Genomic DNA, 13,425 nt, shown 5'->3' on the forward strand with positions numbered 1-13,425 from the left:
GAAATCTCATGTAAAACAAAGATTTCGTAGTACTGCCCCCGCTAAGGCTGACTAGACTTCTCAAAAGCACACGCATTGAGAAGTCAGACAGCTACTGCGATAAACAGCAGCCACTATCAGAGTAAAGAAGTGACTGCTAGCAATATTCACTAATTCCCTCGGGAGTCTCAGCCTTCTGGGCAATCTTACATCAAATGCAGTCACTTAGGGCAAGTTGATGAAATGGAGACAACCCCGTAGCGTCCAATTTTTACGGCCCATTCATCCTCTTTTTTGACTGTCTTATCATCACTAATTGTAATATATCCATAAAAGGTGGGGACGGAGAAAGCTTAATTTCTCAGTCCCCTTTTTGCGTTTTCTTGAAGTTGTACCGCCGCCCATGCTAGCGAGGATAAAATTGAAAACGCAATGATGCCTTTTAACTTTAATAGTAACTACTGTTTTGAACTCATGTATTCGCGCGGTGACATTTTTAAATACTTTTTAAAATGATAACTAAAACTCTTATAATCAGAAAAGCCTACTTTATGCGCAATCTCATAATGCTTATCCCCACTTTGTAACAACGACATCGCTTGATAAATGCGATAACGATTTAAATAATCCAACATCGTAATACCGACGTGTGTTTTAAAAATACGCATTAAATACGATTCACTTACGCCGAGCTCAGTCGCTAGCGCAGTGCTCTGCCACTTTTGATCGTAATGTTGATGGATATGTTGCACGACATGATTGACGTAATAATCGGGATACTCTAATTTCATCAATGGTTGAAATACAGGTATCGCCGTTGTAAGTGATGCTTTTTGTGCGTGTGCAGGCGGAACAAATTGTGCTAAACGTTGATGTAGCTGATCCGGATCAATCGGCTTCAGTAAATAATCTAAGACGTGGTGATGAATTCCTGCTTGCATATATTCAAAATCATCATAACTCGATAAGATGATTTTTTGACATGGCAAGTCTGCAATCGCTTCTAACAATTCAACCCCATCCATCCGTGGCATGCGAATGTCTGTAATTACAAGGTCAGGTTGATGTTCACGAATGAGAGATAATGCTTCGATACCATCTTTGGCGAGCCATACTTCATTAAAATGATAGTCTTCCCACGAGATCGCTTGTTTTAGTCCTTCGCGAATAATGCGTTCATCATCACAAATGACAACTTTATACATCATGATGCTCCTCTCTTGGTAGTTGAAATGCAATGAGCGTCCCTTGTTGATATGCTGAAAAAATTCTCAATCTTGCGCGTGCCCCATACTGAATTTGCACTTTATGGTTAAGGTGATTCAGCCCTAAATGTGACGTATCAAACACATTTTCTTGCAACATTTGTCGGACATGTGCGCGACGTTCGGCAGTCATTCCTAGACCGTTATCATGTACGAAAATACGTAAGCACTTTGCTGTTTGTGTGATACGTATCGTGATGATGAGTGGCTCTGATTCGCGCCCATGTTTAATCGCATTTTCAATTAAAGGATGAATCATCATTTTACGAATTGGATAACTTTCAAGGCGTTGATCCATCTCTATCTTTAACGTAATGCTATTGTCGAAGCGGATGTTTTGAATGGCGACATACTTTTGAATGTAAGCGAGTTCCTCTTTCAATGGTACTTTGTCGGTTTTGACGCGTAACGTATAACGCAACATTTGTGAAAGTTGTTGCACGACTTTTTGTGCTTGGCGTGGCGACAATGTAATTAAATATTGTATTGTTTGCATCGTATTAAACAGAAAATGCGGTTGAAATTGACGCTCGATTTCCTTTAATTGTATTTTTCGCAATTGCTGTTCAGTTTGCTCAATTGAATGAATCAATGTTTCGTTAGATTCGACTAATTCATAAATATACGTGTTGATATCTTCAAGTTCACTCGGTTGGCCTAAAGGTTCATAAGCGCCCAGTTCACGACGTTGTGCCTGATTAATTCGATTTATCATGAGTTCGATATCACGTGTTTGCCGCCTGGCCATTCGATGAGCATTCATAAAACCGAAAATCATAAGTAGTACGAAAGCAATACTAATAATGGCCAATAGTTTAAGACCGTCTTCTAACGTGTCATGCATATCTTTAAATTGAATGATTTGCTCGCCTTTGTCATTCAGTTTCATCCGTTCAGATATAAAGCCGAATGGTGGGGGCGGAAAAGTATCATCGACATGAAAATGTTCAGAGTTCGAATATAAAATATTATCAAAGCGATCTAAAATTAAAGTCGTATGCCCATAACGATCGTGGATTTCTTCCATATGTGGTGTTTGAGCGAAATAAAACGATAACGTGACTTTTTCGTGCAACAGCTGTATTTGTTGTCGATGCATTAAATATAACTGGTGGACGTCTTTATGTTCATAATTATTCGTAATTGGTGTTTCGTTATTATCGACAACATAATAAACTGTACCAGGCTGTTGGTGTACAAGTTCAAGCAATAAACGTTTGAACGTCGTCACGTCAGCTTTATTGGATAAGTCTAATTGTTGCAACCTCGGCTTCTCAGTTTGAAGTGTTGTTTTAATTTGATTTTCAGTATGGGTTAAATCATGCTCAGCCTCGTTCATATGTTGCTGAATATGATGATGCTCCACCCAAATGTATAAAGTGTAAAAACTGACCAGTCCAAGTAAAATCACAAGAAAAACAGGCAAAATTGTCGAAATAAAAAGCGAACGACGCAATTGATAACGATAAGGTTGATACGTTTTCATTCTACACGCTCCAAAAATTTTTGATGAGTTTCATGTGGCAATGCAGTTTCAGGGATGACTGGAATATCTCTTAATTGAGCGATTCCGGGTTCTTTAATTTCTGAGACATCACGACGTATCGGTTTTACCCCGTCTTGCTGGGCTAACCGTTGTTGTACTGTATAGCTTGTTAAATAATTGACAAGTGCAGTTCTTTTCGGGTGAGGGTGTTGGTTATTGACTAACGCAATACCATCTACATTGAGCACGGTGCCTTCAACCGGATAGATGACTTTTAATGGGTACCCTTTTTGAAGCCAAGTTCGCGCATCTTGTTCGTAACTGAGTCCAGCAAAATAATGCCCTTTAGCGACTTGTGCGATAACATCAGATGATTTAGCAAGTTGGACGGCATGTTGTTGGAATTGATGTATCTCTGCAACACGATTGTGAATGTGGTACAAGCCACGCATATGTTGATACCCTGTTGTTGTCGTCTTAGGGTTTGAATAGGCAACCTTTTGATCGAGCGCGGGTTGCATCAAGTCCATATAGCCATTGATAGTGATGTCGCCTTGTAAGTCAGTATTCACAACGATGACAGTCGGCATTAACATAAACGGTGTCACGAGTGGCTCATCTGACAACGAAATGCGAAACTGCGAATGGTCAACGCCTGTATAAGGTACAAAATCTTCTGGGTGTTCAATCGTTTCACTTAATACACCCCCTACAAAAACATCTCCGCGTGCTGCTTTTGAAGTGTGATGAATTTTCGATAATAAAACTTGTGTCGAATCTTCAATCACAGTCACTTTTACATTTTCTTGGTGTTCAAAGTCTTTGAGTATAGGTTGAATTAAGCGTTTCGGATAAGGTGAATAAATGGTTAATGTATCGTCAGCGTTAGACGTATCTTGTTGACAACCAAAGAGGAGTATGATGAGCAGACCACATAACCATTTTTTCATTCTTATAACCCTTTCCTATCTCATGTATTGTATTTATCTTACCAATATTTATTAAATTTGTAGAGAAAAAAATTAATATTATGACTTTCTTATGATTTGCACTCAAAGAATTTCAGAGTCACGCTGTCATTAAAAAAGGCCTCCTCATGTCATTGTTTTGACTCAAGGAGACTGTGATGTGAGTTATTCAAATATAGTGGCATTTTCGCTATAATGCTTTCGAAAATAAAGTAAGACTGATAATAATACAATGCCAGAGATCACAAATACTATCGTAGTATGTAGCGGCATGACGAAGCCGAAAAACACTAGCGCGGCGGGTCTCAACCCCATGGATAGACTTCCTAATAATGCGAAAACTCTAGTTTTATAGCGTTCATCCACTTCCTTTTGTAATAGAATTTGAAGCGGAATGTTATTAAGGTTGACGGCAAAGCCAGTGACAATAGTGACGAATGCAATGATACCGAAACTGAGCAATGGCATTTTTTGAAATAAAGGTGCAAGACCGTATGTCATCAATGCAAAAGCAAGTATGGTTATCGATGTACTAATATAGCGTTTATAATGGTTTTTAAGCGTAAAAATAGAGAAAATGAGACCACTGACTAATAATGAACCACTGAAAATACTTTCGAACAAGCCGAGATGTTTAGACGATAAGTGCAATTGCTGCAAAATCATAAAAGGGACACCAATCATAATAGAAGTGACGAGAAAATTGACGAATGCTGCTGTTACAGTTATCGCTTTCAAATTGTTAAAACGTGCAATGTATTTCAGACCGTCCATAAAATTTTGAGAGAAAGTTTGTTGCTGTTGCACAACGTCAGCCTGTTTAAATGTGAGGAGTGACAACAGTATTAAACATAAAAACTCAGTCGCCGAATTAATGAGCGCGATATTTTTAATTGACAGCATTGCTACGAGTAATCCACCCAAAATAGGTGACAAAATACCAGATGCAGAAGTAACGATTTGACGATAAGAAACCAATTTTTCCAAATAGTCACCAGAGATAAGTTTCAAATTAGAACTTACAATCGATGACACAATGATATCGACGAAGACAAGCACGATCATTGTGACAAAAATCATCGGTATATTTTCAGTAAAGACAAATGCAAATAATAATAGGATGCCAGTACTGATGCTTTGTCCTATCATAAGAAGTTTTTTGTGAGCCACTCTGTCGATGAACGTGCCGATCAAAGGCAATGCCAGTATCTCGATAATCGCAATAGCCCCCAAATACGTTCCGAACAAGGAGCCAGAACCGGTTAATGTCAAAATATAAAAGCTACATGCAAATGAAAAAATTGAGGACATAAAAGTGGAAAGCGTGTCGAAGCAAAGTAACTTAATCATATTGTGCATAACAAATCCTCCTTTTCAATAGCATATAGCAAAAGAAGGTAAAAAGGAATATTAAATTCAGAAAATTCGGAAATAAAATTTTGTAATCATTTCATTGGACGTTATGATTATTAAAAAAGACATGATAAACTAATAACGACATTGACTTAATGATATAGAAACATCAAGCTGTGTAGAGTTTGATTTTGTGTTAAATAAATAGAAAAGTAAGGTGGAACGCACAATGAAGAAAATAACGAAAGCAGTGATTCCCGCAGCAGGTTTAGGTACGCGTTTTTTACCTGCGACGAAAGCAATGCCGAAAGAGATGTTGCCGATTTTAGATAAACCGACAATTCAATATATCGTTGAAGAAGCGGTGCGTGCGGGCATTGAAGATATTATTATCGTGACAGGGAAACATAAACGTGCGATTGAAGATCATTTTGACAATCAAATCGAGCTCGAAATGAATTTAGCGGAAAAAGGTAAAGATGATTTGTTGGAAAAGGTGCAGCATGCGACACAACTTGCGAATATGTTTTACGTCCGTCAAAAAGAACAAAAAGGGTTAGGGCATGCGATTTGGACGGCAAAACAATTTATCGGAGACGAACCTTTTGCCGTATTACTCGGTGATGATATTGTCGAATCAGAGACCCCAGCGATTCAACAGCTCATGGAAGAATATGAACAAACAGGCAAATCTGTCATCGGTGTCCAAGAAGTGCCTGAACATGAGACGCATCGTTACGGTATTGTTGATCCGAAAAATCAACAAGATCGTTTATATGAAGTGACGCAATTTGTAGAAAAGCCTGCATTTGGTACAGCGCCATCTAATTTGGCTATTATGGGCCGTTACGTGCTGACACCTGACATTTTCGATTATTTAGAAAATCAAGAAGAAGGCGCGGGTGGTGAGATTCAACTGACGGATGCGATTGAGCGTTTGAATCAATCACAACAAGTATTTGCTTATCGTTTTGAGGGTGAACGATTTGATGTAGGTGAAAAAGTAGGTTTCGTCAAAACAACCATTCAATTTGCTTTACGCGATGCAGAAATGGCTGATGAAATCCGTGCCTTTTTAAAAGAATTGTAATGACGACAAAATAAACACAAATTGTAATAATGCAAAAATAATTCAAAGTGACTATCGTGTTGTTTTCATATGAGACTTTAATATGATGCAATTGTTCTATTTTAGACATGAATTTGTAGTTTTACGTATTAAAGTGATAACGTTACTATGTTAGAATGTTCACATGAAAATTTAGAAAAGAGGAAGAGAAAAAATGCTTCTTTTTACGATAGAAATCTTAATAATGATTCTCGCAATTGTATTAGGCCTACGCACTGCTGGGGCACTCGGTTGCGGGATTTTTGCACTTGTAGCCCAACTCGTGATGATTTTCGGTTTTGGTTTGCCACCGGGATCAGCGCCAGTGACAGCAGTATTGATTATTTTATCAATCGGTATTGCGGGTGGGACATTACAAGCAACAGGTGGGATTGATTACTTAGTTCATCTCGCTTCAAAAATGATTGAACGCTTTCCGAAATCGATCATTTTTATCGCACCAATGATTGTATTTGTATTTGTTTTCGGAATTGGTACAACGAATATCGCATTATCATTAGAACCGATTATTGCGAAAACTGCATTAAAAGCACGTATTCAACCTAAAAAAGCTTTAACGGCTTCAGTGTTAACAGCGAACATTGCGTTACTTTGTAGTCCGGCAGCTTCAGCGACTGCGTATATGATTTCAGAATTTGCAGGTTTAGGCATTTCAATGGGGCAATACCTCTCTATCGTATTACCGACTGCCTTGTTGAGTATGTTGGTGCTAAGTTGTTTTAACACTTTTGTTGGTCGTACAAAAATCGATGAACAACAGGCACAAACGATGCTCCAAAAAATGGCGATTGATGAAAAGGAAACGACGAAAAAATATGATACACGTGTGAAATTGGGCGTATTTGCCTTTATCATTGCGGTAGGTTGTATTTTACTCTTTGGTATTTTTCCAGAAGTCGGTCCGGAATTCCGCATCGATGGTAGAGTGGTTCAACTTCAAATGACAGATTTAGTACAACTGTTTATGTATATGAGTGCTATGATCAACTTGTTACTCGTTAAAGTCCAACCGAACCAAATATTGACAACACATATTACACAGGCAGCGATTGGCGCGATTTTTGCGGTATTAGGACCAGGTTGGTTAGGGGCAACGATTTTCAGTGCACCATCAAACCGTGCCATGATGGAAGAAGGCATTGGTGAATTAATTGCACAAGCACCGTGGCTCATCATTATTTTAGTTGGACTCGTCGCGATGATTGTCATTTCGCAATCTGCAACAGCTTCAATTATGGTGCCAATTGTATTGAGTTTAGGTATTCCACCGATGTTCTTCATTGCGATTGTACAAACGTTAAACGTCAACTTTGTCATTCCTGCACAGCCGACGATTTTATTTGCGGTGGATGTTGATGAAACACGGTCGACCAAGATAACGAGCTTCTTGGTTCCAGGATTTTTCTTAATCGCGACAACAGTAGTGATTGGTTTAACGATTAAGTCGATTTTAGGTGTGTAATGACGTGACTTATAGCTAATACTTTTGATTGCTAAACCGTGCGAGGCTTTATAAGGCGCTAATCTCTCAACTAACATACGTTTGATAAAATTGTTACAAAAAGGAAGCGTAAGTGGCTTTTCGAGGTCAGCTGATGCCTTAGGGGACTTGCACGGTTTTTGCAATTTTAATCATCAACTTCCTAATATCGCAACAGAAATACGCATATTAATCAATGATACATTCACACACGATAGCATTCTTACTTTTAAGTGATAGCATATTAAATTTGAACCGTGCGAGGCTTTATCAGTCACCACGTGCGATATATATAAACACCCCCAAGCCTTCAATAAAAAAGGTTGAGGGTGTTTTTTTGAATGATAGATCTATGTTACATCGGATGCGCATAGCGTTTGCTATACAGACTACTCAATATACCGATCAATAAAATCGCTGCAGCAAACATAAGTGCATCGTTGTAGCTATGCGTGCGTTCGATTAAAATACCTGAAATGTATGGGGCAATCATTTGTCCGACACTATAAATGAATGTCATAAAAGCAACTAAGTTTTTACCTTTAGTCTCAAATGTAATCTGGTGCGACTTGGACATAAAGAGCGTCGTCAGTCCTAAAAATGTCGCGCCAAAAATCATGGAACTCGCTGCAATCGCAAAAGCATTGACTGTATAGATCGGCATCAGTACCGCTACGATTTGTAATAAAAAGGCGAGTATGATGGAAGGACAAATGCCAATTTTCTGTGCAATGAGTGACCATAATACGGTTGCTGGAATCGCGCCTAATCCGACAAACATCCAACTGAGTGCCGCATATTCGGATAACTCTGGCATTGTTTTAACAATCGCGACGAGAAATGTACCAGTAATAATGTAGCCAGCACCTTCACAAAAATAAGCGATCATAAAAGGAATGTAGAACTTTTTAGAATAACTGATCACTTTTGTATGCGTGGCTTCTTCATGGGATTCTGTGTGGTGGACAGTTGGATTTTCACGTAAACGTAAGATAACGATGAGCGTTAGAATGAATGACGCTGCACCTAACCAAATCCACGTTTCACGCCAATTCGTCACATCAGTATAAAGAAAAATAAACAAACTGCTCGAAAATAGTCCCATACCGACAGCGCTATAAAGTAGGCCAGAAATACCTTCGCGGCGTGCTAAGTGTAAAGCCTCAAGTACTATGTTAGACGCAAGTACAAATACAGCACCACTCGTCACACCATTCAGTAAACGGAGAAACGACCAAATGACAAAGTGATCTGTTAGTCCGAATAAAATCATTGTCGCAACATTGATGAATAAGTAGCATTTTAAATCAAAAACTTTGTGCTTCATGATATAAAAAATAGGCAATATCGCACCAATTAAATAACCTAAATAATTATAAGTCGCAAGTAAACCGACACTTTTATTATTCAATCCTGTATCTAACTGCATAAAAGGCAAAATGGGTGTATACGCAAATCGACCTAATGCAATGACGATGAACAGTGACATCATTCCTAATAATAACTGGCGATAACCATGTGTTCTGAGATCTTTTATTTCTCTCAAATGGATCCCCCCTGAATCGTAAAGATGTTCCTATTATACGCGAATTTTATGCATATGAATATATCAAACTCTATTCATTATAAATAAATTCAAAGAAAATTATGATTGACAACACTTTTAAATAGAAAAATACTTTTAATGAGATGGCTAGTGTGGTGCGACATATGAGAACTTTTCTATGTTTACTCACAAAAATATATCGCTATGATAGCGTTTACTTAAAATACTTTTTTAAATTAATATGATTTACAAAATATAAAATCCATTGTACATTTGCACAGTTTGTTTAAATTTCATTAATGCAGAAAATGATAGGTGAGGTGAACTGACCTAGTTAATCAATTTTGTAAGATTTTTATAATAAAGTATATTTAGCATTAAAAATAATGTACGTGAAATAAGTTTTAAATTTTTTCGATTATACCTATTGCAATTGAGGTGTAGTAAAATTGTAGAAAATGTTAAAGGGGTATTTAAGATGAAAATGGATGGCAGTATTTTAAAGGGGACAATAGAAGAATTTTCAAAAGGTAAAAAAGAGTTACTTATTAATCAGTATACAAATATGATTGATAATGATGCGATTAAACAGTTACAAATGAAAGATGAAAGCGAAATTATCAATGATTTAATTGAAAATGAATTTGAGATGTTGTTATCGGCATATAGAAAAATGGAATATGCACAAAGTTATAAGTATTCAGCCATATTTAAAATTATGAGTACAGATGTGATGGACTTACTTAAAGTACTCAAGAATAATGAGAATTTGAAAATAGGTTCTAACGACTATTTCGGTTATTACAATGAAGAGGATAAATACTTTATTTTAAATTTTAAACGGGTTGGAATTACACTAAAAGATAATAAGGCAGTAACAAAAGAAAGAGTACAATCAGCAATTGTTAAATATCATAGTTTAGGTAATGAAGGGTATTTTGAGGTTTCTATAGATAATATACCTAATTATTACAGAAAAGATAGCACGAATTACTATTTAAATGTCATTGATGAAATAATAAACTGGATCTCCCGAAAATTACTCATAAAATGCTTACCTGTTAATTTAAATTTTACAATAGAAAAAATGCGCAAAGAAGATACGTCTGATTTTTTAATTAGTGCCCAGTTAATGAACACAACAAAAGGAGCAAGAGCTACATTAGAAACAGCCAGTTCGACGACTATTATTTTACCTATTTTAGGAGAGATTAAAGAAATTATAGAGTCAAATAAAAACCTATTCGAAAACTCGCAAGAAGGTTTAAAAATATTAACTGACTATATTACAGAACTTGAAGAAGAATCAGATTTGCCGTGGGTATCTTTAATTAATAAAACAAATAATATATCTATCAAGTTTTTGTTTGAAAGTTATACTGGCAGAGATTATACTTTACTCAACTACTATTATCATGAAAAAAGAAGGGAGGGGATGGACTATGTCTTGCAAAAAATCTTATCAGAATATCATCAGCGAAGTGTTACAAGAAGTGAAACAGATACATCCGCTCCCTCAAAAACTTGAAGAGAGTTTAATGAAAAATATTGTGCCAGGTAAAAGAATATATCCAGGAGCCTACAATAGAAGATTTGATGTAAGTACTGGAGATATAGTGGATATTATGGATAGATTGAATAAAAGAGATATAGTCAGATTAAGGTTTCAGGTTAGGATTAATAATGAAACGAGAGATACAGTGTACAAATTAAAAGATTTGCCAACCACATACTATGATGAAGAAAGTGACCAAGAGATTGAATTAAGTTCTGAAAATTATGTGCCTGTTTATGAGGTGGCAAAATGTCAAATCAAAAACTAAATATCTTTAAAGATGTATTAAGAAACTCAGATATTGAAATGATTGAAGAAAATTATCTTCTTTCTGATGAAGAGTTTAATAGGCTACAAGAATATATTCAAGTTTTAAATCGAGATGATTTTCAGACAACAAAGGAAAAGGGAGACTATTTTGAAGAGTTTATCAATTACATTTTGAACTGTACTAACATTTTTAGATGTATGAATAATATTAGAACTCACACTAATGAGATTGATATAAGAGCAGAGTTTACATTGCCAGCTCAAGAAGTAGCAAAATATTATCAATTTGATGAAAATCTAACATTGTTTTTTGAATGCAAGAATTATTTACGAAAAAAAGTAGGCGTAGAGCATATAGGGAAATTTTTTTCTTTGCTAGTGACTTCAAAAAAAGATATTGGTATTTTAGTTTCCCCGAATGGCATAACCGGACAATCATGGCGTGATGGATCTGGACTTTGTAAAAAAATTGCATTAATTCATGGAACTAAGATATTATCTTTAACATTTGATGATTTGTTAAAGTTAAAAAATAAAAGTCTATTTACGATATTAAAAGAAAAAGTTATAGAAATTGAGGAAGATTTTAATATTGAAAAGTATATAACACATCATGATTTAGAAGGAAAGTTGTAACGATTTAGTGAGAAGACATACGGTTAATTTTATGGCTTAAGTTAATAGAAAATAGTTTATAGGCTAGAAATGCTTTTACTTAAAGTTTCTAGTCTTTTTTTTATGAAATTTAGTAGTTCTGAAATTTTAAGAATGCTAATTGATATTAAGATGTTGAATTTATTATTTTACTTTCCCGATTAATTACGCGTTTAAGACAATAATGATAAAACTAACGAATACAACAAAATGTTTCGCTAAATTTCACAAACAGGAAACATTATGACAAAAATCATCACCATTGAACAATTTTGCACCTTCATCAAACGTGCTATCTTAAACACATATGAAAGCGCTTTTAAATAGAGAAAAAGAAGGTGTCAGCGTTTGAAACAACAATTATCACAAATACAAAAACTATCATTTGGCTTTGGCGCAATTGGCAAGGATGCCATTTTTAATATCGTCAGCCTTTACCTCATGTATTACATTACCGATATTGTCGGTCTTTCCCCAGCTTTTGTAGGTGTACTCTTTTTTATCGCGAGAATATGGGATGCAATTAACGACCCGTTTATGGGTATGATTGTCGACAACACGCATAACCGCTTCGGCAAGTTTAAAACATGGCTTGTTATCGGTACAGCAATCAATGCCGTCGTGACAGTTTTATTATTCACCCATTTTGATTTACCCGGTATAGGGATGTACGTTTATATTTCAGTGATGTATATCTTGTGGGGGATGACGTATACGATGATGGACATTCCGTACTGGTCTTGGTTGCCGAATTTGACGCATCAAGCAAAAGAGCGGGAAGCTTTATCCGTGATTCCGCGCTTTTTTGCAAGTCTTGCGGCATTTACGGTAGGGACATTTGGTTTATATTTCATTGAACAGTTAGGGAATGGCAATGCATCAACTGGGATTTTTACATTTGCCGTACTGTGTAGTGTGGTCTTTATTGTGACGATTGCAGTGACGGTCATTGTCGTACCGGAAGATCGTGCGATGGAACAACAAGAAGGCATCAAAGTACGTTTTCGCGATGTGAAGCGGATTTTATTTCAAAATAAAGAGCTACTCGCGATGATGGGCGTGCTATTGACATTTAATCTCTGTGTGCAAACGCTCAATGGAACAATCATCTACTATTTTAAATATGTTGTTGCAATGCCGCACTTTTTTTCATATTTTAATGCGATGATTTTAGCTGAAATGGCAGGCTTATTATTACTGCCGGTATGGATTCGACAAGTGGGCCGTCAAATTGCATTTAATAGTGCGATTATCGCGATTGTCGGTGGTTTAACAATCATCCTTTTGTTCGGTTGGATGGCTCCTAAAACTGTGATTTGGGTGATAATTGGTGCGATTACTTTAAGAATAGGTACGGGATTTATGATTGGAATGACAACAATTGCGATTGCGGATGTGATTGACTATGGCGAAGTGAAGTTTGGCCACCGTAATGAAAGTATTATTACATCGACGAATACATTTTTGACGAAAACTTCACAGGCCATTTCTGCATTAATTGTCGGTTTAGGTTTATCCATTTTAGGTTTTGTGCCGAATGAAACACAAAGTCTCGCTACACAAAATGGTTTACGTATGATGGTGATTGTAGCACCTATTGTTTTAGTGTTAATCAGTGTATTGTTATATCATAAAGCGTTTCATCTTAAAGGTGATTATTTGAGAGACATCGAACGGACGTTGACTTTTAAGCGTCAAAGAGAACAAACATCCACTTCAAACGAGTAAGATTTAACCAAT

Annotated in this window: 11 protein-coding genes; 6 read left to right on the forward strand and 5 right to left on the reverse strand. The window is 36.4% G+C overall.

The window, feature by feature from the left end; genetic code table 11:
• Positions 1 to 437: 437 nt before the first annotated feature.
• From CCE82_RS08080 to CCE82_RS08095, 4 genes are all read right to left on the reverse strand, one after another.
• Complete coding sequence (locus CCE82_RS08080; RefSeq protein WP_086428895.1) at positions 438 to 1,184, reverse strand: response regulator transcription factor; 747 nt, start codon at positions 1,182 to 1,184, stop codon at positions 438 to 440.
• The gene (locus tag CCE82_RS08085) at positions 1,177 to 2,730 is read right to left on the reverse strand and encodes a sensor histidine kinase (protein ID WP_086428896.1); all 1,554 of its coding nucleotides are present in this window, start codon (positions 2,728 to 2,730) and stop codon (positions 1,177 to 1,179) included. Before CCE82_RS08085 ends, CCE82_RS08080 begins: the two co-directional genes overlap by 8 nt.
• Positions 2,727 to 3,686: an extracellular solute-binding protein gene (locus tag CCE82_RS08090; RefSeq protein WP_420822112.1), complete on the reverse strand. Its 960-nt coding sequence runs from the start codon at positions 3,684 to 3,686 to the stop codon at positions 2,727 to 2,729. The genes CCE82_RS08085 and CCE82_RS08090 overlap by 4 nt, the downstream gene beginning before the upstream one ends.
• 177 nt (positions 3,687 to 3,863) lie before the next feature.
• A complete protein-coding gene (locus CCE82_RS08095) occupies positions 3,864 to 5,057 on the reverse strand; it encodes an MFS transporter (protein ID WP_086428898.1) in 1,194 nt (397 codons plus the stop codon).
• A 223-nt stretch (positions 5,058 to 5,280) separates the two neighbouring features.
• On the opposite strand from CCE82_RS08095, the gene galU reads away from it, so the two are divergent.
• Together galU and CCE82_RS08105 are read left to right on the forward strand one after the other, a co-directional pair.
• Entirely contained in the window at positions 5,281 to 6,141 is an 861-nt protein-coding gene (gene galU, locus CCE82_RS08100) for a UTP--glucose-1-phosphate uridylyltransferase GalU (RefSeq protein ID WP_086428899.1), read from the forward strand.
• A 193-nt stretch (positions 6,142 to 6,334) separates the two neighbouring features.
• Positions 6,335 to 7,642, forward strand: a complete 1,308-nt coding sequence (locus CCE82_RS08105; RefSeq protein WP_086428900.1) for an anaerobic C4-dicarboxylate transporter family protein — start codon at positions 6,335 to 6,337, stop codon at positions 7,640 to 7,642.
• Between the two features lie 373 nt (positions 7,643 to 8,015).
• On the opposite strand, the gene CCE82_RS08110 is transcribed toward CCE82_RS08105, so the two are convergent.
• Positions 8,016 to 9,206 carry a YbfB/YjiJ family MFS transporter gene (locus CCE82_RS08110; RefSeq protein WP_086428901.1) on the reverse strand — a complete coding sequence of 397 codons (1,191 nt, stop codon included), beginning with the start codon at positions 9,204 to 9,206 and terminating at the stop codon, positions 8,016 to 8,018.
• Between the two features lie 478 nt (positions 9,207 to 9,684).
• Here CCE82_RS08110 and CCE82_RS08115 point away from each other — a divergent pair, with 478 nt between their 5' ends.
• The 4 genes from CCE82_RS08115 to melB all read left to right on the forward strand — a co-directional run bounded on the left by CCE82_RS08115 (position 9,685) and on the right by melB (position 13,413).
• Entirely contained in the window at positions 9,685 to 10,734 is a 1,050-nt protein-coding gene (locus tag CCE82_RS08115; RefSeq protein WP_086428902.1) for a hypothetical protein, read from the forward strand.
• A gap of 10 nt (positions 10,735 to 10,744) precedes the next feature.
• Entirely contained in the window at positions 10,745 to 11,029 is a 285-nt protein-coding gene (locus CCE82_RS08120; RefSeq protein ID WP_240507193.1) for a hypothetical protein, read from the forward strand.
• A complete protein-coding gene (locus CCE82_RS08125) occupies positions 11,011 to 11,667 on the forward strand; it encodes a restriction endonuclease (RefSeq protein ID WP_086428903.1) in 657 nt (218 codons plus the stop codon). Before CCE82_RS08120 ends, CCE82_RS08125 begins: the two co-directional genes overlap by 19 nt.
• Before the next feature lie 366 nt (positions 11,668 to 12,033).
• Positions 12,034 to 13,413 (forward strand): melibiose:sodium transporter MelB, encoded by a 1,380-nt coding sequence (gene melB, locus CCE82_RS08130; RefSeq protein WP_086428904.1) that lies wholly within the window; start codon positions 12,034 to 12,036, stop codon positions 13,411 to 13,413.
• The last annotated feature ends 12 nt before the right edge of the window (positions 13,414 to 13,425 follow it).

Source organism: Staphylococcus cornubiensis, assembly GCF_900183575.1.
GTDB classification, from domain to species: domain Bacteria; phylum Bacillota; class Bacilli; order Staphylococcales; family Staphylococcaceae; genus Staphylococcus; species Staphylococcus cornubiensis.

Excerpts from the sequence above, each read along its gene's own strand:
- CCE82_RS08080 (WP_086428895.1), bottom strand. The coding sequence starts at position 1,184 with ATGTATAAAGTTGTCATTTGTGATGATGAACGCATTATTCGCGAAGGA.
- CCE82_RS08085 (WP_086428896.1), bottom strand. The coding sequence starts at position 2,730 with ATGAAAACGTATCAACCTTATCGTTATCAATTGCGTCGTTCGCTTTTT.
- CCE82_RS08095 (WP_086428898.1), bottom strand. The coding sequence starts at position 5,057 with ATGCACAATATGATTAAGTTACTTTGCTTCGACACGCTTTCCACTTTT.
- galU (WP_086428899.1), top strand. The coding sequence starts at position 5,281 with ATGAAGAAAATAACGAAAGCAGTGATTCCCGCAGCAGGTTTAGGTACG.
- CCE82_RS08105 (WP_086428900.1), top strand. The coding sequence starts at position 6,335 with ATGCTTCTTTTTACGATAGAAATCTTAATAATGATTCTCGCAATTGTA.
- CCE82_RS08115 (WP_086428902.1), top strand. The coding sequence starts at position 9,685 with ATGAAAATGGATGGCAGTATTTTAAAGGGGACAATAGAAGAATTTTCA.
- CCE82_RS08120 (WP_240507193.1), top strand. The coding sequence starts at position 10,745 with ATGAAAAATATTGTGCCAGGTAAAAGAATATATCCAGGAGCCTACAAT.
- CCE82_RS08125 (WP_086428903.1), top strand. The coding sequence starts at position 11,011 with ATGTCAAATCAAAAACTAAATATCTTTAAAGATGTATTAAGAAACTCA.